Source organism: Pseudomonas sp. GM80 (genome assembly GCF_000282515.1).
GTDB lineage: Bacteria > Pseudomonadota > Gammaproteobacteria > Pseudomonadales > Pseudomonadaceae > Aquipseudomonas.
Window position 1 is genome coordinate 1 of sequence record NZ_AKJD01000110.1, and the last position, 21,127, is coordinate 21,127.

Annotated in this window: 26 protein-coding genes; 18 read left to right on the forward strand and 8 right to left on the reverse strand. The window is 59.4% G+C overall.

Features of this window, described 5'->3' with window-relative positions:
* Positions 1–31 precede the first annotated feature (31 nt).
* The 3 genes from PMI37_RS18070 (at position 32) to PMI37_RS18080 (ending at position 1,965) form a co-directional block, all read left to right on the forward strand.
* Entirely contained in the window at positions 32–997 is a 966-nt protein-coding gene (locus PMI37_RS18070) for a CheW domain-containing protein (RefSeq protein ID WP_045123188.1), read from the forward strand.
* Positions 998–1,086: 89 nt separating this feature from the next.
* Positions 1,087–1,572 (forward strand): chemotaxis protein CheW, encoded by a 486-nt coding sequence (locus PMI37_RS18075; protein WP_008083417.1) that lies wholly within the window; start codon positions 1,087–1,089, stop codon positions 1,570–1,572.
* Positions 1,573–1,965, forward strand: a complete 393-nt coding sequence (locus PMI37_RS18080) for a DUF2802 domain-containing protein (RefSeq protein ID WP_008083419.1) — start codon at positions 1,573–1,575, stop codon at positions 1,963–1,965.
* A gap of 90 nt (positions 1,966–2,055) precedes the next feature.
* Here the strand turns inward: PMI37_RS18080 and PMI37_RS18085 are convergent, their stop codons facing one another.
* Together PMI37_RS18085 and fliK are read right to left on the reverse strand one after the other, a co-directional pair.
* Complete coding sequence (locus tag PMI37_RS18085) at positions 2,056–2,385, reverse strand: EscU/YscU/HrcU family type III secretion system export apparatus switch protein (RefSeq protein WP_008083421.1); 330 nt, start codon at positions 2,383–2,385, stop codon at positions 2,056–2,058.
* The gene (fliK, locus tag PMI37_RS18090) at positions 2,382–3,956 is read right to left on the reverse strand and encodes a flagellar hook-length control protein FliK (RefSeq protein ID WP_008083423.1); all 1,575 of its coding nucleotides are present in this window, start codon (positions 3,954–3,956) and stop codon (positions 2,382–2,384) included. The genes PMI37_RS18085 and fliK overlap by 4 nt, the downstream gene beginning before the upstream one ends.
* Positions 3,957–4,153: 197 nt before the next feature.
* Here fliK and ccmA point away from each other — a divergent pair, with 197 nt between their 5' ends.
* The 12 genes from ccmA to PMI37_RS18150 all read left to right on the forward strand — a co-directional run bounded on the left by ccmA (position 4,154) and on the right by PMI37_RS18150 (position 13,578).
* Positions 4,154–4,789, forward strand: coding sequence for a cytochrome c biogenesis heme-transporting ATPase CcmA (ccmA, locus tag PMI37_RS18095; RefSeq protein WP_008083424.1), 636 nt, complete (start codon positions 4,154–4,156; stop codon positions 4,787–4,789).
* Positions 4,786–5,454 carry a heme exporter protein CcmB gene (gene ccmB, locus PMI37_RS18100; RefSeq protein WP_008083427.1) on the forward strand — a complete coding sequence of 223 codons (669 nt, stop codon included), beginning with the start codon at positions 4,786–4,788 and terminating at the stop codon, positions 5,452–5,454. Before ccmA ends, ccmB begins: the two co-directional genes overlap by 4 nt.
* Before the next feature lie 78 nt (positions 5,455–5,532).
* The gene (locus PMI37_RS18105; RefSeq protein WP_045123186.1) at positions 5,533–6,288 is read left to right on the forward strand and encodes a heme ABC transporter permease; all 756 of its coding nucleotides are present in this window, start codon (positions 5,533–5,535) and stop codon (positions 6,286–6,288) included.
* A complete protein-coding gene (gene ccmD, locus PMI37_RS18110; protein WP_008083431.1) occupies positions 6,285–6,461 on the forward strand; it encodes a heme exporter protein CcmD in 177 nt (58 codons plus the stop codon). Before PMI37_RS18105 ends, ccmD begins: the two co-directional genes overlap by 4 nt.
* On the forward strand, positions 6,458–6,913 hold the full coding sequence (ccmE, locus tag PMI37_RS18115; protein WP_008083433.1) for a cytochrome c maturation protein CcmE: 456 nt from the start codon (positions 6,458–6,460) through the stop codon (positions 6,911–6,913). Before ccmD ends, ccmE begins: the two co-directional genes overlap by 4 nt.
* Before the next feature lie 3 nt (positions 6,914–6,916).
* Positions 6,917–8,905, forward strand: a complete 1,989-nt coding sequence (locus PMI37_RS18120; RefSeq protein ID WP_008083435.1) for a heme lyase CcmF/NrfE family subunit — start codon at positions 6,917–6,919, stop codon at positions 8,903–8,905.
* Positions 8,902–9,438, forward strand: coding sequence for a DsbE family thiol:disulfide interchange protein (locus PMI37_RS18125; RefSeq protein WP_007961670.1), 537 nt, complete (start codon positions 8,902–8,904; stop codon positions 9,436–9,438). Before PMI37_RS18120 ends, PMI37_RS18125 begins: the two co-directional genes overlap by 4 nt.
* Entirely contained in the window at positions 9,435–9,905 is a 471-nt protein-coding gene (locus PMI37_RS18130; protein WP_008083437.1) for a cytochrome c-type biogenesis protein, read from the forward strand. The genes PMI37_RS18125 and PMI37_RS18130 overlap by 4 nt, the downstream gene beginning before the upstream one ends.
* Entirely contained in the window at positions 9,902–11,104 is a 1,203-nt protein-coding gene (gene ccmI / locus PMI37_RS18135) for a c-type cytochrome biogenesis protein CcmI (RefSeq protein ID WP_008083439.1), read from the forward strand. Before PMI37_RS18130 ends, ccmI begins: the two co-directional genes overlap by 4 nt.
* Positions 11,105–11,129: 25 nt before the next feature.
* A complete protein-coding gene (locus PMI37_RS18140) occupies positions 11,130–11,531 on the forward strand; it encodes a hypothetical protein (protein WP_008083441.1) in 402 nt (133 codons plus the stop codon).
* A gap of 167 nt (positions 11,532–11,698) precedes the next feature.
* Positions 11,699–12,985: an AAA family ATPase gene (locus PMI37_RS18145; RefSeq protein WP_202949187.1), complete on the forward strand. Its 1,287-nt coding sequence runs from the start codon at positions 11,699–11,701 to the stop codon at positions 12,983–12,985.
* A complete protein-coding gene (locus PMI37_RS18150) occupies positions 12,982–13,578 on the forward strand; it encodes a hypothetical protein (RefSeq protein WP_008083452.1) in 597 nt (198 codons plus the stop codon). The genes PMI37_RS18145 and PMI37_RS18150 overlap by 4 nt, the downstream gene beginning before the upstream one ends.
* Before the next feature lie 13 nt (positions 13,579–13,591).
* On the opposite strand, the gene PMI37_RS18155 is transcribed toward PMI37_RS18150, so the two are convergent.
* The 3 genes from PMI37_RS18155 to PMI37_RS18165 all read right to left on the reverse strand — a co-directional run bounded on the left by PMI37_RS18155 (position 13,592) and on the right by PMI37_RS18165 (position 16,028).
* Complete coding sequence (locus PMI37_RS18155) at positions 13,592–14,479, reverse strand: LysR family transcriptional regulator (protein ID WP_008083461.1); 888 nt, start codon at positions 14,477–14,479, stop codon at positions 13,592–13,594.
* A 147-nt stretch (positions 14,480–14,626) separates the two neighbouring features.
* On the reverse strand, positions 14,627–15,346 hold the full coding sequence (locus tag PMI37_RS18160; protein WP_008083462.1) for an SDR family oxidoreductase: 720 nt from the start codon (positions 15,344–15,346) through the stop codon (positions 14,627–14,629).
* A 25-nt stretch (positions 15,347–15,371) separates the two neighbouring features.
* A complete protein-coding gene (locus tag PMI37_RS18165; RefSeq protein WP_008083464.1) occupies positions 15,372–16,028 on the reverse strand; it encodes a peroxiredoxin-like family protein in 657 nt (218 codons plus the stop codon).
* Positions 16,029–16,246: 218 nt separating this feature from the next.
* Between PMI37_RS18165 and PMI37_RS18170 the strand changes: the two genes are divergently transcribed.
* Both PMI37_RS18170 and PMI37_RS18175 read left to right on the forward strand, forming a co-directional pair.
* Complete coding sequence (locus PMI37_RS18170; protein WP_008083466.1) at positions 16,247–16,459, forward strand: type II toxin-antitoxin system HicA family toxin; 213 nt, start codon at positions 16,247–16,249, stop codon at positions 16,457–16,459.
* Positions 16,459–16,863: a type II toxin-antitoxin system HicB family antitoxin gene (locus PMI37_RS18175; protein ID WP_008083491.1), complete on the forward strand. Its 405-nt coding sequence runs from the start codon at positions 16,459–16,461 to the stop codon at positions 16,861–16,863. Before PMI37_RS18170 ends, PMI37_RS18175 begins: the two co-directional genes overlap by 1 nt.
* Positions 16,864–16,932: 69 nt before the next feature.
* Here the strand turns inward: PMI37_RS18175 and PMI37_RS18180 are convergent, their stop codons facing one another.
* Entirely contained in the window at positions 16,933–18,120 is a 1,188-nt protein-coding gene (locus PMI37_RS18180) for an MFS transporter (protein ID WP_008083493.1), read from the reverse strand.
* A gap of 242 nt (positions 18,121–18,362) precedes the next feature.
* On the opposite strand from PMI37_RS18180, the gene PMI37_RS18185 reads away from it, so the two are divergent.
* Entirely contained in the window at positions 18,363–18,983 is a 621-nt protein-coding gene (locus PMI37_RS18185; RefSeq protein WP_008083494.1) for a hypothetical protein, read from the forward strand.
* Between the two features lie 119 nt (positions 18,984–19,102).
* On the opposite strand, the gene PMI37_RS18190 is transcribed toward PMI37_RS18185, so the two are convergent.
* Both PMI37_RS18190 and PMI37_RS18195 read right to left on the reverse strand, forming a co-directional pair.
* Entirely contained in the window at positions 19,103–20,101 is a 999-nt protein-coding gene (locus tag PMI37_RS18190) for a sulfate ABC transporter substrate-binding protein (protein ID WP_008083496.1), read from the reverse strand.
* Positions 20,102–20,284: 183 nt separating this feature from the next.
* Positions 20,285–21,109, reverse strand: coding sequence for an ion transporter (locus PMI37_RS18195; RefSeq protein WP_008083498.1), 825 nt, complete (start codon positions 21,107–21,109; stop codon positions 20,285–20,287).
* Between the last annotated feature and the right edge of the window lie 18 nt (positions 21,110–21,127).

Genomic DNA, 21,127 nt, shown 5'->3' on the forward strand with positions numbered 1-21,127 from the left:
AGCGTTCCGCAGCTCCTACATGGGGTTGCGTATGAATCGGCCTTTGAAGTTGACGTCGAAGCCGCAGTTGGCCTTGCAGTCGTATCTGGATAATTTGCTGCAGGAAATTCCTGAGGAACTGCCGCCGGTCATTGAGGCGCAGCCTGAAGTTGTGGAAAGCACCGAGGCGCTAGACGAGTTCCAGGCAGCGGTACTGGAAGAGCAGGCGCGTGATGCGCAGAAAGCGGCCAAACCCGTCGCGCCGGTTGTTTCACCAGCTGCTGCACCGGTTGCCAAGGCACCCGTTGCATTGATCGAAACAGCAGAGCCGGTTCGCGCGCCAGTGTCGACACTCGCACCGCTGCTGCAAACGCAATTGCTGAAAACCGCACCGCAACCGACTGTGGTCGAACCGGCTCCAGTTCCAGCTCCGGTCGCACCCGCACCCGTCGAGCAGACACTGGTACCGCCGCTGGTCGAAGTGCATCTGCCACCGAACAACACGCCGCCACCGGTGGAAACCGATGGCCGTCCGGCCTGGGCGTCCGAAGCGTTCGAATGCCTGTTGTTCGACGTCGCCGGGCTGACCCTCGCGGTGCCGCTGGTGTGCCTCGGTTCGATCTATTCGCTGGCCGGCCATGAGCTGACGCCGCTGTTCGGTCAGCCGGAATGGTTCCTCGGGATTTTGCCGAGCCAGGCCGGCAACCTGAAAGTTTTAGACACTGCGCGCTGGGTCATGCCGGATCGCTACCGCGATGACTTCCGTCAGGGCCTGCAGTACGTGATTTCGGTACAAGGTTACGAGTGGGGCCTGGCAGTGCATCAGGTCAGTCGCTCGTTGCGTCTGGACCCGAATGAAATCAAATGGAGAAGTCACCGGGGTCAGCGGCCATGGCTCGCCGGCACGGTGATTGAGCACATGTGTGCATTGCTTGACGTTTCCGCTCTGGCCGAGTTGATCGCCAGCGGTGGGGCAAAGCACCTTGGCGGCCACAAGCCGCTACATAAACCGACATAGCAGCCGACATAACAATCAGGCGACGGCATTGTTGAATGCCGCCACACAGAACACACACCGCCCAGAGCGGTTTTTTCGAGGGGTCAGGTATGAGTAATCAGGCGACGAATGCAAAAGGTTCTGAAGATCCGATCCTGCAATGGGTGACCTTCAAGCTGGACAACGAAACCTACGGCATCAACGTGATGCGCGTGCAGGAAGTGCTGCGCTACACTGAGATCGCTCCAGTGCCGGGTGCGCCAAGCTACGTGCTGGGCATCATCAACCTGCGCGGTAACGTGGTCACCGTGATCGACACCCGTCAGCGCTTCGGCCTGAACAGCGGCGAGATCAGCGACAACACCCGTATCGTCATCATCGAAGCCGACAAGCAAGTCGTCGGCATCATGGTCGACAGCGTCGCCGAAGTGGTTTACCTGCGTCAGTCGGAAATCGAAACGGCGCCGAACGTCGGTAACGAAGAGTCGGCCAAGTTCATCCAGGGCGTGTGCAACAAGAACAACGAGTTGCTGATCCTGGTCGAGCTGGACAAGATGATGAGCGAAGAAGAATGGTCGGACCTGGAGAATATCTGATTGATTCTCGAGGTCGCGGTCATTGTCCTGTTCCTATTCTGGGCAGGCACGCTGGCAATGTTTGTGTCGTACATCAAGGCGCAAAAAGTGATTGCCGCACAACAGGCTCAGGGCGATGCGCTGCGTGATCAGCGCATCAAGGACCTGGCCAAACGTGTTGACGATTACCAGAACGGTAATGTGCGCATGGGCGAAGCGCTGCACGAGTTGCGTGCGGTGGTGAGCCCGTTGCCGGACAAGATCGTTCAGCTGGAACAGCGCGATCCATCCAGCCTGTCGTTCGCCCAGGCGGCGAAACTGGTGGGCATGGGCGCCAGCGTTGATGAACTGACTCAGTCGTGTGGGTTGACCCAGGCTGAGGCCGAGTTGATGCGCAAGCTTCACAAGAACTAGCAGCAAGATCAAAAGATCGCAGCCTTCGGCAGCTCCTACAGAGATCTCATGTAGGAGCTGCCGAAGGCTGCGATCTTTTGCATTTAAGGATTAATAATCGTCGCCGCGCTCGGTGATGTCCTTCTCGACCATCGGCGCGTCCGGGTCCTGCCCCTCGGGGAATTTGCCCTTCAGGTTCCAGGCAAACGCGATGATCTCGGCGATCGTCCGGTACAACTCTTCCGGAATGCTGTCGCCCAATTCCATCCGTGCCAACAGCCGCACCAGCTCGGCGTTTTCGTAGATTGGCACTTCATAATCGCGGGCAATGCGCAAAATTTCTTCGGCCAGTTCTTCATCACCCTTGGCGGTGAGGGTCGGCGCGTGGCTGCCGTCATATTTGAGGGCGATGGCCTGGCGTGGTGTGGTGGAATCGTTCATGCGGTTTCGTCGACCCAGCGGTGTTCGAGACGGGTTTGGTTGCCTTGCGGCGGGGTGCCGAGGTGGCAGTCGAGATCGCCGACGTTCAGCCCGGAATCGAGCAAACGCTGGCGCAGTGCAAACAGGTTCGTCTGGATCAGGTCGGCGGTGTATGGCCGTTCGGCCCACAGCTGACTCGATAGGCTGCCGCTGATCAGTTGCGCCTGAATCTGCATCGGCCCGAGCGGTTCCATGTCGAACGCCAAGTCGACACGCCACAACTGTTGTCTGGCTTCACGCTCGTCGCGGCGTTCGTTCTGCTGTGGTTCTTTCTCCGGCGCTTCTTCGCGCTGAAACTTGACCTGCAACGGCACGATGTCCTGCAGGTTGCGCATGGGAATTTCCAGCTGCCAGGTACTGAGCAGACGGCCATCATCGGTGACGCCAGTCTGTTCCAGGCTCGACAATTGATGGCTTTGCAGGCGCGAGACGGCGGCGGCGGCCAGGCGCAGCAACTGCTCCAGATCGCCTTCGCCTTCCAGACTTTGCAGCAAGCGGTCGGGCAGGGGAAAGCTGCTCGGCGCGGGTTTGGCGCTGACCTGGCCAAGTGTGCCGAGCGCATTGCGCACGAAACTCGGCAGTGCCTGCGCCAGCGTATTGGCGGCGATGATGGCGTTGAAACTGGTGCTGCTCGGTAAGCCCGGCGTCAGTTGCGCGATCAGTTTGAGCAGGTCGCCCTTCATGTCCGGGATCAGCGTCGGGTTTTGCCCGGTGAGCAGTTTGGCTTCGAGAAAGGCGCCGCTGTTGGCCAGGGCCAGCGCTACGCCTTTGGCGGTGCTCAGTTGCTGCACGTCGGGCAGGCTGGCGAGCAGTTTATCGACCACGGCACGCAAGTCCGCCGAGGTTTGATCGGTGGCCGGCGGCAAGTTCTGCAAGGCCTTGAGCAAGCCATCCAGTGAACCCTGGCGGCTTTGTTGGCCGAGCAGCTGCTGGCTTACCGCCAATTGCTCCTGGCGGCTGCTCATCGGCACGAACTTGAGGGTCTGCGAATCCTGCACCAGCGCCGACAACAGCGTGCCGATGCGCAGCGGCTGCGGGCTGTCGACGGTCAAGGTGCTGCCGCTTAACGCCGTGTTGAGCAGGCTGACCATCGAGCGAAACACCGTCGCTTGCCCCGGCGTCTGCGGCAGAGCCTGCGACGTCAGTACCTTGCCTTGCAGCAGCGTGCCGGCCGGCAACTGCGCGGTGTCGATGCGGGTGAGGGCGGCGACGCTGCTGGCAATCGCTTGCTGCACGGTAATCGCCAGATTGCCCGCCGATGGCTGGGTGATCGCGAGGCTGGTGCCCTGGGCCAGCGGCAAATTGCTGGTCGCCTGCACGGTGGTCTGGCGACCGCTGTCGAGGGTCACCTTGAGCAACAGTTGAAAGGTCTGGTCCGCCTGCTTGAGCGACAACACCTCGGCCTTGGCGCTCTGTCCGGCGCCGATCAAGCCTTCGACCGGTGTCAGCAGCTTGAGCAGCTCACCCACCTGCGGGCGAACGGTCGCCGGGGTGGTGGGCGGGAGCGGGAGGATGTTCATTTCGCCTGTCATACGCGGACACAACCTGAGGAAATTGCACTCTTGAGAGTAAGGCACGGCATGTATAATGCCGCCCGTCTTGCGCTTCGTTCAAAAAACATAGCAATTGTTTGACGCAGCTCTCTAGATCGAGCCGTCATTGCATTTATGCTGCATCTCTTTAACGGCCGCGCCAGAGCCGACTTGAACCGTATAAGGCCCGTGATCCCTTGACCAGTCCTGTCCTGCAAACCGTTGCCCTCGCGTGTGAACGTGACCTCAGGCTGCTCTTCGAAAATCTCGAATTGAGACTGGCCAGTGGCGATATGGTGCAGATCAGCGGTCCCAACGGCAGCGGTAAAACCAGTTTGTTGCGCCTGTTGGCCGGGTTGATGCAACCGACCGACGGTCAAGTCCTGCTCAATGGTCAACCATTGACCGAACAACGCAGTGAACTGGCGCGCAACCTGTTGTGGATCGGCCACGCCGCCGGGATCAAGGATCTGCTGACCCCGGAAGAGAACCTGTCGTGGCTCTGCGCCCTGCATCATCCCGCCGAACGCGAGGCCATCTGGCAAGCGCTGGCAGCTGTAGGATTGCGCGGTTTCGAAGATGTTCCCTGCCACAGCCTGTCCGCCGGTCAACAACGCCGCGTGGCATTGGCACGCTTGTATCTGGACAGCCCACCGCTGTGGATTCTCGACGAGCCGTTCACCGCGCTGGACAAGCAGGGCGTGGCGCAACTCGAAGAGCATTTGGCGGCTCACTGCGAGCGCGGTGGTCTGGTGGTGTTGACCACGCACCATACGCTGAGCCGGATGCCGGCCGGTTATCGCGACATCGATCTGGGGAACTGGGCAGTATGAGTGTCTTCGGCCTGCTGGTTGCGCGTGAATCCCGACTGCTGTTTCGCCGCCCGGCGGAGCTGGCCAATCCGCTGATTTTCTTCGCCATCGTCATTGCTTTGTTCCCGCTGGCCGTCGGCCCGGAAACTCAAGTGTTGCAAAACCTGTCCCCGGGGTTAGTCTGGGTGGCGGCGCTTTTGTCGGTCCTGCTCTCGCTGGACGGGCTTTTCCGCAGTGATTTCGAAGACGGATCCCTCGAACAGTGGGTCCTTTCGTCGCACCCGCTGCCACTTCTGGTATTGGCCAAGGTGCTGGCACACTGGCTTTTCTCCGGTCTGGCACTGGTTTTGCTCTCACCCTTGCTGGCGTTGATGCTCGGTTTGCCTGCCGCCTGCCTGCCGGTTTTGCTGTTTTCGTTGCTGCTGGGGACACCGGTGCTGAGCTTGCTCGGCGCGGTGGGCGCGGCACTGACGGTCGGTTTGAAACGCGGCGGCCTGTTGTTGGCGCTGCTGATTCTGCCGTTGTACATCCCGGTGTTGATTCTTGGCAGTGGCGCCTTGCAGGCCGCCCTCCAAGGCATGCCGGCGACCGGGTATCTGCTGTGGCTTGGTAGCCTGACCGCCCTGGCGATCACCCTGACACCTTTTGCAATAGCTGCTGGCCTGAAGATCAGCGTCGGCGAATAATGAGGTCTGGTTAAAATTTAACCAGCAAAGACCCTGAGACTGCTCACACCGATGAGCGGCATCCGTGATGGAAACAGTATGAACTGGACCTGGTTTCACAAGCTCGGCTCGCCCAAGTGGTTCTACGGCATCAGCAGCAAGTTCTTGCCGTGGTTGAGCATCGCAGCGTTGCTGCTGATTGGCGTCGGCGTCGTTTGGGGCCTGGCTTTCGCGCCGCCGGATTATCAGCAAGGCAACAGCTTTCGCATCATCTACATCCACGTACCCGCCGCGATGCTCGCTCAGTCGATCTACGTGATGCTGGCGGTGTGCGGTGTTGTGGGGCTGGTGTGGAAAATGAAGCTGGCCGACGTCGCCCTGCAATGCGCCGCGCCGATCGGCGCGTGGATGACCGCTGTGGCGCTGGTCACCGGGGCGATCTGGGGCAAACCGACCTGGGGCTCGTGGTGGGTCTGGGATGCGCGGCTGACCTCGATGCTGATTCTGCTGTTCCTGTATTTCGGCGTGATTGCGCTGGGCAATGCCATCAGCAATCGCGACAGCGCCGCCAAGGCCTGCGCCGTGCTGGCAATCGTCGGCGTGATCAACATCCCGATCATCAAATACTCGGTCGAGTGGTGGAACACCCTGCACCAGGGCGCGACCTTCACCCTCACCGAAAAACCGGCGATGCCGGCGGAAATGTGGCTGCCGCTGCTGCTGACAGTGCTGGGCTTTTACTGCTTCTTCGGCACCGTGCTGCTGTTGCGCATGCGCCTTGAAGTGCTCAAGCGCGAAGCCCGCGCCAGTTGGGTGAAAGAAGAAGTGCAGCACAGTCTGGGGGCCGCTCGATGAGTTTTGCTTCATTCGGCGACTTCCTCGCCATGGGCCATCATGGCCTCTATGTCTGGACGGCCTACGGCATCTGCCTGGCCGTGCTGGCCTTCAACGTGGCGGCGCCGATCCTGGCCCGCAAGCGGTATCTGCAACAAGAGGCGCGTCGTCTGCGCCGGGAGAACGGCAAGTGAATCCGCTGCGCAAGAAACGTCTGATCATCATTCTGGCCATTCTGGTCGGGGTCGGCGCTGCTGTCGGCCTGGCCCTCAGCGCCCTGCAGCAGAACATCAATCTGTTCTACACCCCGACCCAGATCGCCAATGGCGAAGCGCCGCAAGACACGCGCATCCGTGCCGGCGGCATGGTCGAGAAAGGCTCGCTGCAACGTTCGCCGGATTCCCTCGACGTCAAATTCGTCGTCACCGACTTCAACAAATCCGTGACCATCACTTATCGCGGCATCCTCCCGGATCTGTTCCGCGAAGGGCAGGGCATCGTCGCCCTCGGCAAGATCAACGCCGACGGCGTGGTCGTCGCCGATGAAGTGCTGGCCAAGCACGATGAGAAGTACATGCCGCCAGAAGTGACCAAAGCCTTGAAAGACAGCGGTCAATCCGCCCCGACACCTGTGAAGGAGGGCTGATTGATGACGTCGGCGATTTTTATTCCTGAGTTGGGCCACCTGGCGATGATTCTGGCGCTGTGTTTTGCGCTGGTTCAAGCCGTGGTGCCATTGGTCGGTGCCTGGCGCGGCGACCGTTTCTGGATGAGTCTGGCTCAGCCGGCTGCGTGGGGGCAGTTTGCGTTTCTGCTGTTCGCGTTCGGCATTTTGACCTACGCCTTCATGGTCGACGACTTCTCCGTCGCCTATGTCGCGAACAACTCCAATACCGCGTTGCCGTGGTATTACAAATTCAGCGCGGTGTGGGGCGCCCACGAAGGTTCTTTGTTGCTGTGGGCACTGATTCTCGGTGGCTGGACCTTCGCCGTGTCGGTGTTCTCCCGGCAGTTGCCGCAAGTCATGCTCGCTCGCGTGCTGGCGGTGATGGGCATGATCAGCACCGGTTTCCTGCTGTTCCTGATCCTTACGTCCAACCCGTTCAAACGCATCCTGCCGCAAATGCCGAGCAATGGCGCTGACCTTAATCCGCTGCTGCAAGACATCGGCCTGATCGTTCACCCGCCGATGTTGTACATGGGCTACGTCGGCTTTTCGGTGGCGTTCGCCTTCGCCATTGCGGCGTTGATGGGCGGTCGCCTTGATGCCGCGTGGGCACGCTGGTCGCGCCCGTGGACCATCGTCGCCTGGGCGTTCCTCGGCATCGGCATCACCCTCGGTTCGTGGTGGGCTTATTACGAACTCGGCTGGGGCGGCTGGTGGTTCTGGGACCCGGTGGAAAACGCCTCCTTCATGCCTTGGCTGGTCGGCACCGCGCTGATCCACTCGCTGGCGGTCACGGAAAAACGTGGCGTGTTCAAGAGCTGGACGGTGTTGCTGGCGATTGCCGCGTTCTCGCTGAGCCTGCTCGGGACGTTCCTCGTGCGTTCCGGCGTGCTGACTTCGGTGCACGCGTTTGCTTCCGATCCTGAGCGCGGCGTGTTCATCCTGATCTTCCTGTTGTTCGTGGTTGGTGGTTCGTTGACGTTGTTCGCCCTGCGCGCACCGGTCGTGAAGAGTCAGGTCGGCTTCAACCTGTGGTCGCGCGAAACCCTGCTGCTGGGCAACAACCTGGTGCTGGTGGTGGCCGCGTCGATGATTCTGCTCGGCACGCTGTATCCACTGATTCTCGATGCCCTCAGCGGCGCGAAAATGTCGGTCGGCCCGCCGTACTTCAATGCGCTGTTCATTCCGTTGATGGCGTTGCTGATGATGGTCATGGCGGTCGGCGTGATCGTCCGTTGGAAGGACACGCCGGTGAAGTGGCTGGGCAGCATGCTCACGCCAGTGCTGCTCGGCAGCGTCGCGCTGGCGGTGGTGGCCGGTGTCGCTTATGGCGATTTCAACTGGGCAGTGATCGCGACTTTCCTGCTCGCAGCATGGGTGTTGCTCGCCGGCGCCCGCGACATCGTCGACAAGACTCGCCACAAAGGCCTGATCAAAGGCCTGCCAACCCTGACCCGTAGTTATTGGGGCATGCAGATCGCTCACCTCGGCATCGCCGTGTGCGCGCTGGGCGTGGTGTTGTCGAGCCAGAACAGTGCCGAACGCGATCTGCGTCTGGCGCCGGGCGAGTCGATGGACCTGGCCGGTTATCACTTCATCTTTGAAGGCGCCAAGCACTTCGAAGGGCCGAACTTCACGTCGGACAAAGGCACGATTCGGGTCATTCGTGATGGCAAGGAAATCAGCGTGCTGCACCCGGAAAAACGTCTGTACACCGTGCAAAGTTCGATGATGACCGAAGCCGGCATCGACGCCGGTTTCACCCGTGACCTTTACGTCGCCCTCGGCGAACCGCTGGAAAATGGCGCGTGGGCCGTGCGCGTGCACGTCAAACCGTTCGTGCGGTGGATCTGGTTCGGCGGGCTGCTCACCGGGTTCGGTGGGTTGCTGGCGGCGCTGGATCGACGTTATCGGGTCAAGGTGAAAGCCAAGGTGCGTGAAGCGCTGGGCATGACGGGAGCGGCTGCATGAGACGTTGGTTGATGCTGGTGCCACTGGCGATTTTCCTGCTGGTGGCGGTGTTTCTTTATCGCGGTCTGTACCTCGATCCGGCGGAACTGCCGTCGGCGATGATCAACAAGCCGTTCCCGGAGTTTTCCCTGCCCAACGTGCAGGGCGACAAAACCCTGACCAAGGCTGACATTCTCGGCAAACCGGCACTGGTCAACGTCTGGGGCACCTGGTGCATTTCCTGCCGGGTCGAGCATCCGGTGCTGAACAAACTCGCCGAGCGCGGCGTGGTGATCTACGGCATCAACTACAAGGACACCAACGCCGATGCCTTGAAGTGGCTGGCTGAATTCCACAATCCGTACGTGCTGGACATCCGCGACGACGAAGGCTCGCTGGGCTTGAACCTCGGTGTTTACGGCGCGCCGGAAACCTTCTTCATCGACGCCAAGGGCATCATTCGCGACAAATATGTCGGCGTGATCGATGAGCAGGTCTGGCGCGAAAAACTCGCGGCCAAGTATCAGGCGCTGGTCGATGAGGCCAAGCCATGAAGCGTTTTTTAGCCGCCGTGGTTTTGGGCCTGAGTCTGGTCGGCGTGGCCCATGCCGCCATCGACACTTACGAGTTCGCCAAAGACGGTGATCGCGAGCGTTTCCGCGAGTTGACCAAGGAACTGCGCTGCCCCAAGTGCCAGAACCAGGACATCGCCGACTCCAACGCCCCGATTGCCGCTGACCTGCGCAAAGAGATTTTCCGCATGCTTGGCGAGGGCAAGGACAACCAGCAGATCATCGACTTCATGGTCGATCGCTACGGTGACTTCGTCCGCTACAAACCGGCGCTCAACACCAAGACCGCATTGTTGTGGTTCGGCCCGGCCGGGCTGCTGCTCGGTGGCGTTGTGGTGATCGCGGTGATCGTCCGCCGTCGTCGCGGCCAGCGTGCCGAAACTCCGCAAGCGCTGTCCATCGAAGAGCGTCAGCGCCTCGACCAACTGTTGGATAAAAACCAAGAATGATTGATTTCTGGCTTGCCGCAGGGCTGTTGCTTCTGGTCGCCCTGAGTTTTCTGCTGATCCCGGTGTTGCGTGAGCGTCGCGCCCAGCGTGAAGAGGATCGAACTGCCCTGAACGTTGCGCTGTATCAGGAGCGTGTCGCCGAGTTGCAATCGCAACAGGCGGAAGGCGTGCTCGACGCTGCGCAAATGGACAGCGGCCGCGCCGAGGCTGCACGTGAATTGCTGGCGGATACCGAAGGCGTTGCCGCACCGCGCGTGTCGAAACTGGGTAAACCATTGCCGCTGCTGGCAGCGGTCCTGGTGCCAGTGTTGGGCCTGGGTCTGTATATGCACTTCGGCGCTGCGGACAAAGTCGAACTGACCCGCGAATTCGCCCAGGCGCCGCAGTCGATGGAAGAAATGACCCAGCGTCTGGAACGCGCCGTCGCGGCGCAACCGGATTCTGCTGAAGGTCTGTATTTCCTCGGCCGTACCTACATGGCGCAAGATCGCCCGGCGGACGCGGCAAAAATGTTCGAACGCGCTGCCAACCTTGCCGGTCGTCAACCGGAACTGCTCGGCCAGTGGGCGCAGGCGCAGTATTTTGCGGATGGCAAAAAGTGGTCGGCGAAAATTCAGGCGCTGACGGATGAGGCGCTGAAGGCCGATCCGAAAGAAGTCACCAGCCTCGGTCTGCTTGGCATCGCTGCGTTTGAAGGCGAGCGTTATCAGCAAGCCATCGATTACTGGAATCGTCTGCTGGCGCAACTGCCGCCGGAGGACAGCTCTCGCGCCGCGCTGCAAGGCGGGATCAAACGCGCCGCCGAGCGTCTCGAAGCCAGCGGCGGCAAGGTCGCCCAAGCACCTGTAGCCGCGAAAACCGCGCTGTTGAAAGTCAGTGTCGACCTCGCCAGCGAGCTCAAAGGCAAAGTGCAACCGGGCGACAGCGTGTTCATTTTCGCCCGCGCCACCTCCGGCCCACCCGCGCCATTGGCAGCCAAACGCCTGACCGTGGCGGATCTGCCGGTGACCGTTGAACTGGGCGATGCCGACGCAATGATGCCGCAGTTGAAACTGTCGAACTTCCCTGAAGTCCAACTGGTTGCGCGCATCTCCCGCGCCGGCCAGCCAACGGCCGGTGAATGGGTCGGTCGCAGCGGCCCTCTGGCCAGCAGCACCACTGCGCTACAAAAACTGACCATCGACAGCCCGGACAAATAGCCGGGCACAACAGGAAAGCACCGCCATGCACACCATCGCCCGAATCACAGTCCTCACACTGGCCCTGGGCTTGAGTGCATGTGCGGTGCAACGACCGGAACCGACCACCAACCTGCCGCCGATCCCGCCGTCGCAACCAAGTCCGACGCCGTCGACCTCGCCAACACCGGGCAAAAGCATCCCGGCGAAACCAACCAAACCAGTGCCGCGCACCTCAGCCAGCTTCGCCCCGCCACCGGGCGGCAACAGCCACTGGGATCAGAAGCTCGGCGTCTACGTCCTCGACGACCAGACCAACACCTTCTACCGCCAGCGCACCTACTACCGCTGGAACAACGGCTGGAGCCGCTCGATCAGCCCGAACGGCCCGTGGGAAGACACCAACATCCACGGTGTGCCACCGGGGTTGGGTAAGCAGTTTCAGTGAGTGCGGTCAGGAGTCATTGATTTTCTTCGCAGTTTCACCTGACGTGAAACTCGACTGTGCTGCTTGAGTTTTGCGCAAAGCGCTGCAACAGTGGCGCGATGTAAGTCTATTATCCGGTGCGTTGAATCCGCTGGATGAAAAGTGGGGAAAGGATTGTGTTAAAGAGCTTGAAACTCAGCCACGTAGGGCCGCTCCCAGAACTGGATGTGAAGTTCTCCAGTCGGTTGAATTTGATCACTGGTGATAATGGTCTGGGTAAAAGCTTTCTGCTCGATATCGCGTGGTGGGCCTTGACGCGTAAATGGCCAGGAGATTTAAACCGTGCCTTGACGGGGGCGGGCATGGTTCGCCCAACTGATCCCGCCAAGGCCAGCATCGAATTTTCTGTGTCAGCGAAAACAAAGGATGTTTCCTACAAAACATCTTTTTCGCCATTGGACCAAGCATGGACGGGCAAGGCGGGGCGTCCGATCAACCCGGGCCTGGTGCTTTATGCAATGGCCGATGGAAGTTTTGCTGCCTGGGATCCTGCAAGAAACTATTGGCTGAAAAAAGGTAATCTCGATGTGCAGGACCGAGTGCCAGGCTATGTTTTCAGCGCACGGGAGATCTGGGATGGCTTGGTCGATAGTGAGCGCGGTCTGCTATGTAACGGACTGATCGCGGATTGGGCAAGTTGGTACAAAGAGAAAGGTGAATCCTATGACCATTTGTGTGCGGCGCTCGCCAAGTTGTCTCCTGAGGAAGGCGAAAGTCTTGTTCTCGGGCCGCTGACGCGTATCAGTCTGGATGATCCGCGGGACATTCCGACTTTGAAAATGCCTTATGGTCAGGACGTTCCTGTCGTTCATGCGTCTTCGGGGATGAAGCGCGTGCTCGCAATTGCCTATCTGTTGGTCTGGAGTTGGCAGGAACATGTCAAAGCCTCCGCATTGCTTGGGCAGGAGACAACGCCTCGTCTCACCTTCTTGATTGATGAAGTGGAGTCTCATCTTCATCCGCGTTGGCAGCGGTCGGTCGTCGGAGCATTACTTGACGTGGTAACGGCATTATCCCCGAATGCGCAGGTGCAGATCTTGCTAGTCACTCACTCGCCGTTGGTCATGGCATCCGTCGAACCTCGTTTTGATGATTCTCAAGATGCATGGTTTGATCTTGATCTCGCAAAAAATCGTGAAACCGGAGAAACGGAAGTTCAGTTCAAACAACGTGAATTCGTTCGTTTGGGCGAAGTGTCTCGGTGGCTGACCAGTGATGCATTTGACTTGGGAAGCGCTCGCTCGATCGAAGCGGAGAAAGCGCTGGAGGAAGCTTCCAGAATTCTGTCAGAAGAAGTCCTTGATGAGCAGTTGGCAATCTCCCTTGATTTGAAGCTGCGTAAACTTCTTGGAGATACCGATCCTTTCTGGATTCGATGGCGATATATCGGGATGAAGCAGGGCTGGTTGAAATGATTCCAGTACAGTTAAAACCTGAGCCAGCGACTTTCGATGCCAGGGTCCGTGTCAGGGGACTGGCATATCTCAAGAAAAACGGTTTTGCTCTGCATCTTGGGCTTCCGTCTGGGACAGAACCACCGTCTTATTGGCGAGAAAGCCTCGATGATTTACATGTCGCCTATGAGGGCGTATGCGCTTATCTGGGGATCTACTTTGAGCGTGTAAGTGGATTAAGTGTCGATCATTACATTGCCAAGTCTACCAATGCGCAGGGTATCTACGAGTGGGATAATTATCGCCTCGCTTGTTCAACTCTCAATAGCAGAAAACGCGACTACAGTACGGTGCTGGATCCTTGTTATCTGGCCAGCGATCTTTTTCGTCTGCAATTGTCGAGTGGGCATATTTACCCTAAACCGGGGCTTGCGGCGGCTCCGACAAGGGTGATTGAACAGACTATTGAAAGACTGGGACTAGATGACGCCACTTGTCGAGAAATGCGTGCGAGGCGTTTTCAAGAGTACATTCAGTACAATTTGCCTCAGGCCTATCTAAAAATGATGTCGCCCTTTATATGGGCAGAAGCCTACCGACAGGGACTTCTATGAGCCTTGATGTGCTTCAGTCGTTTTGTGCTAACAGCCATGTCAGATACTCAACAAACGCGCGCGCCTTGGCGCTCGCCATCCGCCCCGTCGGGAACACCGCCCACAAATCCTGATCCGGCAGCGTCCACTCCCTCATCACCGGCACTACCGCGCCGCTGTCCAGTTCCGGAGCGAACATCCATAGCGAGGCGATGGTCAGGCCTTGATCGGACAGCACTGCGGCACGCAAGCCTTCAGCGGCGCTGACGCGTAGGCGCCCGCTGAGGGTCTGGGTCTGTTGTTGTGAACCTTGAGTGAAGGTCCAGGTGGCTCCGCCGCTGAGGTTGTAGACGATGCCTTGGTGTCGATCCAGATCAGCAGGGCTGGTCGGTTCGCCGTGTCGGGCGAAATAGGCGGGTGTGCCCAACACCACGCGGCGACAGTCGGCGATCTTGCGAGCGGTCAGGCTGGAATCGCTGAGCGGACCCATGCGCAGGGCCACAGCAATGCCTTCTTCAACCAGATTGATGTTGCGATCGTCGAGCATCAAGTCAATGTTCAGCTGTGGGTGCTGATCGAGGAACGGCCCCAGGTGCGGCACGATATGCAGGCGACCGAAGGTTACGGCGGCGCTGATGCGCAGGTTGCCGCTCAGGCCGCTGGCGATGCCGCGCGCAGCGTTGTCGGCCTCGTCGGCTTCTTCGAGGGCGCGTTTGGCCCGCTCGAAAAAGGCCAGCCCGGCCTCGGTCGGAGTCAGGCCTCGGGTCGAGCGCAGGAGCAGGCTGACAGCCAGGCGCTTTTCCAGATGAGCGATGGTTTTCGATACGGCGGGCTGACCGATGTTCAGGCGTCGGGCGGCGGCGGAAAACGAGCCGGTTTCGACGACGCAGACGAAGGTTTCCATGGCGGCGAGGCGGTCCATCTCATGTCCTTGCACAATCTTGAGGTTGTTGAGTAACCCCTGTAGGCCTTCGCCTGCTCGCGATAGCGGTGTGTCAGTCAAATCAATGTCGGCTGGACGAACGCTATCGCGAGCAGGCGAAGGCCTACAGGGGATTTTTGTTGTTGATTAGATTGCGGCCTTACCGACTGATGCGCCGCCATCGACAAACAAGGTTTGCCCGGTGATGAAGCCGCTCTGCTCGGAAAGCAGAAACGCAATCGCCGAGGCAATCTCTTCCGGCTGCCCCAGCCGCCCCATCGGCACCCCGGCCAGATAGCGCGCCTCACCCTTGCTGCCCGGCGGATTGTTGGCGCGGAACAGCTCGGTCTCGGTCGGTCCCGGTGCCACCGCGTTCACGGTGATCCCGGTCTGCGCCAGTTCCAGCGCCCATGAGCGGGTGAAGCTGACCAGCGCCGCTTTCGCCGCTGCGTACGCCGTGCGCTGAGTAATGCCCAACACCGTCAGGCTGGAGATATTCACCACCCGACCCCAACCCCGCGTGCGCATTCCCGGCAACAACGCCTGCGTCGCCTGCAACGCCGAATGCAGATTCAGCCGCATCACGTCATCGAAGGCGTCCAGATCGATATCACCCAACGCCTGCGGGCGCACCAGCCCGACATTGTTCACCAGCCCGTCGAACTCATACGTGCGCGCCAGTTCCGCGAGCACTTCGCCGGTCAGCTTGCGATCGCTCAGGTCCAGCGGAAACAGAATCCCCGGAAAGCTCAAATCCGGCTGGCGAGCGATCCCCACCACGCGATGCCCGGCGCGGTCGAGATGTTCGGCCAGCGCCCGGCCAATGCCTTTGCTGGCGCCGGTGATGAGGAAGGTACGGCGGGTCATGGCAACTCCAGGGCAGGTCAGTGATTCAGCCACGCAATGCATCCAGCATCGCTTCAGGCTCGGGACGCTGAGTGTAATCCGGGTTGACCTCGGCGTAACGAATCACGCCGTCCTGACCGATCACATAACGCGCCGGCATCGGCAAGGTCCAGGCTGGATCGTCGTTGAAGGTCGGCAGGTCGTTGCGCAGATTTTTGTACAGCTCGATCAAATAGTCTGGCAGTTCAAAGCGCAACCCGAAGGCTGCCGCGACGTCATTGCGCGGATCGCTGAGGATCGGGAATTGCAGTTCGTTGATCCGTTGCGACTTGCGGCTGTTGGCGGCGATCTGCGGTGAAATCGCCAGCAGGCTTGCCCCAGCGTCCCGAATCGCCGGCAGAAAAGCCTGTAATGCCTGCAACTCCATGTTGCAGTACGGGCACCAGACGCCACGATAAAACGTCAGTACCAAAGGCCCTTGTGCCAGCCTGTCGGCAGACGAGACGGTATTGCCCTCGGGGTCCTTGAGGGTGAACAGCGGTGCGATGTCGCCGACTTTCAAGGCACGACTGGCGGCACCCGAGGCGATCAATTCAGCGGTGGCGCGCTCCATCACCGGGAGGATGTTGGCCGGGGCGTTGTAAGGCGGTTTGCCGGCTTTGAAGTCGGCTTTGAAGGCATCGAGTTTTGCTTGCAGGGTCATGGTCGAAAGTCCTGAAGAGGCGCCGGTAGTGGCTGGGTTCAAGAGTGACCGTCAGGCGCGCGCGGGGGAACGCAGCTGCGTGGCATAGCATTCATGCTCAGGGGGAATGAATGAAAACTCACACTCGGCAAAACAACCGGACGTCGCTTTGCGGTTTTCTGTGCTTGAGTAAAGATAACTCTAGGGTTACTTTTGAAAGGCCAGGCCAAGGAGGCGAGGTGCAAAGCAGGCAATTGATCAAGGAGCTGGAGGAGGCCGGGTGGGTGCTGGATCGGATCACCGGCAGTCATCACATCTTCACTCACCGATACAACCCGTACACGATTCCCGTCCCTCACCCGAAAAAGGATTTGCCACTGGGGACGGTCAAAAGCATCAGGAGGCGTGCCGGGTTGCACAACCCGCCAGCCAGTTACCAAGGAGATCCATAATGCAATATCCAATCTGCATTGAATGGGGTGACGAAAATACCGCCATCGGTATTCAGATACCCGATATTCCCGGCGCCGTGACGGCGGGGGATTCGTTTGAGGATGCTTACAACGCGGCGGTAGAAATCGCGCACATCCTGCTGCAGGACATTGCCGCGGACGGCGAGTCGATTCCGCTGCCAACCTCTGCGGGTGCGCATCGCAACAATCCGGAATACGCCGACATGGGCTGGGGCATGCTGGAGCTGGATATCTCGCCCTATCTCGGCAAGACCGAAAAGGTCAACGTAACGTTGCCCGGCTATGTGATTCAGCGAATCGACCGTTATGTGCGCGAGCACAACGTCAAAAGCCGCTCCTCCTTTCTGGCGGATGCGGCGATGGAAAAACTGGTTCGGTATTAAGCCTCATCGCTCCCCCAGGCTAAATGAATAACCTGTGGGAGCGAGCCTGCTCGCGAAGCTTTTGACGCCTTACGCCGTCGCCAATGAACCACGCTGGGAAGCACTCAAGAACCGCAACAACGCCAACAGCGGAAACACACTCCCGACAATCACGATCCACAACCAGCCGCCGTGTTCGTACACCGCACTGGCCACCGACGAACCAAACGCGCCGCCGATAAAGATGCTGGTCATGTACAGCGCGTTCAGACGGCCACGGCTTTTTGCGTCCAGCGAGTAGACCGCGCGCTGGCCAAGGACCATGTTCATCTGCACGCAGAAGTCGAGCACTACACCGGTTATGGCCAGACCGATGACGCTGTAGGCCGGATGAATGAAGGCGGGCAAAAAGCTCAGGCTGGCGAAGACCATGGCCAGCAACGAAGCGATGCGAGTGTGGCCGGCGTCGGCCAGGCGGCCGCTGATCGGCGCGGCGATGGCACCGATGGCGCCAACAAGGGCAAAAATCGCGATCTCGCTTTGCGACAGGCCATGGTTACGCGCCAGTTCCAGCGGCACGGCGGTCCAGAACAGGCTGAAGGTTGCGAACATGCAGCCCTGATAAAACGCACGCTGACGCAGTACCGGTTGCTGGCGCAACAGCGTCCACAGCGAGCCGAGCAGTTGGCCATAGGTGGCGCTGTGATCTGGCTGGCGCTTGGGCACAGTCAGCGCCAGCACCACGCTGATCGCCGCCATCAGTGCAGCAGCAATCATGAACATCGCCCGCCAACCTAAATGGTCGGCGACCACGCTCGACACTGGACGTGCCAGCAGAATGCCCAGCAACAAACCGCCCATGATCCCGCCAACGACGCGGCCACGGGATTCTTCCGGCGCCAAATGCGCCGCCAAAGGAATCAGAATCTGCACCGACACCGAGCTGAACCCCACCAGCAAAGAGATCAGCAGAAACACATTGGGCTGATCGGTAAACGCCGCCGCCAACAGGCTGGCAATTGCCACCACGGTGGTGATGATCATTAGCCGGCGGTTCTCCAGTAGATCGCCCAGCGGTACCAGGAAGAACAGGCCCAGCGCATAACCGATCTGCGTCAGCGAGACGATGAAGCTGGCCATGGTGTCGCTCAGGCCGATGTCCGGCGCGATCAGACCGATGATCGGCTGTGCGTAGTAAATGTTGGCAACAATGGCGCCGCAGCAGAAGGCGAACAGCAGCACCATGCCTCGGGTCATTGCGTGAGTGGCAGTGGTCATAAGGTTTCTCGATCCAGCGAAAGGGAATGCAGTGAGGCTATGGGACAAACCGCGCGGGCAGAAGACGCCGGCGGTTGATATCAGTTATTCCGTTGCGGAATGACCGTGTGCAATCTGCTGTCATCCATCGGCGGACCTTGCGTCCGACCGTTGAGGGTCGATGATACATTCACTTACATCCTGTTCGATAGCGTGCTTATGTTTGCATTGGTTTGTTCAACATTTATGACCGGAGGATTGCAATGTTTCGTCAGCAGCTTCGCCACACCGCAACGATTGTCCTGATCAGCCTGCTGGGCGCGACGAGCGTGCAGGCCGCCGATGCACCGGGCATGCGCCTCGGTGTGCGCGGCGAGATCACCGGGGTCAGTGCCGACAGCTTGAAAGTCCACGTCAACAGCGGCGAGAACGTGGTGATCCAGTTGACCGGCGACACCAAGGTTCGCGCCGTCACTCTGGGCAATATCGAAGACATCAAACCCGGCAGTTACATTGGTTCGGCGGCAATGCCCCAGGAAGATGGCACGCTCAAGGCGCTGGAAGTGCATGTGTTTCCGCCGGAATTGGCCGGAAGTGGCGATGGTCATCGGCCGTTCGATCTGGCCAAGGGCAGCAGCATGACCAATGGCAGCGTCGGCGATCTGGTGGTGAGCAACGGGCGGGTGCTGACGGTGAACTACAAGGGCGGGCAACAGAAGATCCTGGTGCCGGAGGATGTGCCGATCGTCAATCTGACGCCGGGCGACAGAAGCTTGCTGAAGGTAGGGGTGAAGATCGTCACCTTCGTCACACAAAGCGCGGAAGGCACGCTGACAGCGCAATCGATCTCCGCCGGCAAGGACGGCGTCACCCCACCGATGTAACAGCCTAAACAAAATCCCCCTGTAGGAGCTGCCGAAGGCTGCGATCTGTTGATCTTGAGCTGTTAACAACAAAGATCAAAAGATCGCAGCCTGCGGCAGCTCCTACAGGGGATCAGGTGTTACTGGCCGGTGTAGATCTGATCGAAGACACCGCCGTCATTGAAGTGAGTCTTTTGCACGGTGCGCCAGTCGCCGAAGGTCTTTTCTACGGACAGAAAATCAACTTTCGGGAAACGATCGGTGTACTTCGCCAACACTGCCGGATCACGCGGACGCAGGTAGTTTGCCGCCGCAATCTCCTGACCTTTCGGCGACCACAGGTACTTCAGATATTCATCCGCCGCCGCGCGCGAACCTTTCTTGTCGACGACTTTATCGACCACCGACACCGGCGGCTCAGCCTCGGCCGAGACGCTCGGGTAGATCACTTCAAACTGATCACGACCGAACTCGCGGGCAATCATTTCCGCTTCGTTTTCGAAGGTCACCAGCACGTCGCCGATCTGGTTGGTCATGAACGTGGTGGTCGCGGCGCGGCCACCGGTGTCCAGTACCGGCGCTTGCTTGAACAGTTTGCCGACGAAATCCTTGGCCTTGTTCTCGTCACCACCATTTTTCAGTACATAACCCCAGGCCGACAGGTAGGTGTAGCGGCCGTTACCCGAGGTTTTCGGGTTGGGCACGATCACTTGCACGCCATCCTTGAGCAGATCCGGCCAGTCTTTCAGGGCTTTCGGGTTGCCTTTGCGGACGATGAACACGGTGGCGGAGGTGAATGGCGCGCTGTTGTTCGGCAGACGCGTGACCCAGTTCTCCGGCACCAGTTTGCCGTTGTCGGCGAGGGCGTTGATGTCGGTGGCCATGTTCATGGTGATGACGTCAGCCGGCAGGCCATCGATCACCGAACGCGCTTGCTTGCTCGAACCGCCGAAAGACATCTGCACGGTGATGTTTTCGTTGTGCTCGGCTTGCCAGTGTTTCTGGAACGCAGTGTTGTAGTCCTTGTAGAAATCGCGCATCACGTCGTAGGAAACGTTGAGCAGCGTCGGGGCTGCCTGAGCGAGGTTGGCCAAGGCCAGGCCGGCGGCGAGAAGTGAGGCGCCAAAGAGTTTTTTCACTGCGCATTCCTTGTTATCTATTTATGTAGGAGCTGCCGAAGGCTGCGATCTTTTGATCTTGATCTCATAAAACCAGATCAAAAGATCGCAGCCTTCGGCAGCTCCTACAGGGGGGGTGATGTTCAATTGCCACTGACTATAACGGGGCACGTATAGTCGTTTAAAGATTAAAAAGCTCTTTGCTTATTCCACTTTCTTGAACAGCGCATTACCGCAGCGCGAGCAGAACGCCGCGCCATGTTCGTGGCTGTTTTTCTTGCACACCGGGCAGTCGTGTTGCAGCTGTTCGCCGCGCATGGCGTTGGCCAGTTCGGCGGTGAAAATCCCCGTCGGCACGGCGATGATCGAGTAACCGGTGATCATCACCAGCGACGAAATGACCTGGCCCAGCGGAGTCTTCGGCACGATGTCGCCGAAGCCCACGGTGGTCAACGTGACGATAGCCCAATAGATGCCTTTGGGGATGCTGGTGAAGCCATGCTCCGGGCCTTCGATCACGTACATCAACGTGCCAAACACCGTCACCAGCGTGCAGACGCTGACCAGAAACACGACGATCTTCTGCTTGCTGCCGCGCAGCGCCGACATCAAATAGTTGGCTTGCTTGAGGTACGGGCTGAGTTTGAGTACGCGGAAGATCCGCAGCATGCGGATGATCCGGATGATCAGCAGGTACTGCGCATCGCTGTAATACAGGGCAAGGATGCCGGGCACGATCGCCAGCAAATCCACCAGCCCGTAAAAGCTGAAGGCATAGCGTAGCGGCTTCGGTGAGCAGTACAGACGCAGGATGTACTCGCCGAGAAAGATGATCGTGAAGCCCCACTCGATGTAGGCCAGCACGTTCGCGTAGTTGCGGTGAATGCTGTCGATGCTGTCGAGCATCACGATCACCAGACTGGCGAGGATGATCAACAGCAAGATGCCGTCGAAGCGACGCCCTGCGCGGGTGTCGCTCTGGAAAATCATCACGTAAAGCCGTTCGCGCCAACTGTTGCTGCTGTCCATGGAAAATGCCTGAATCGA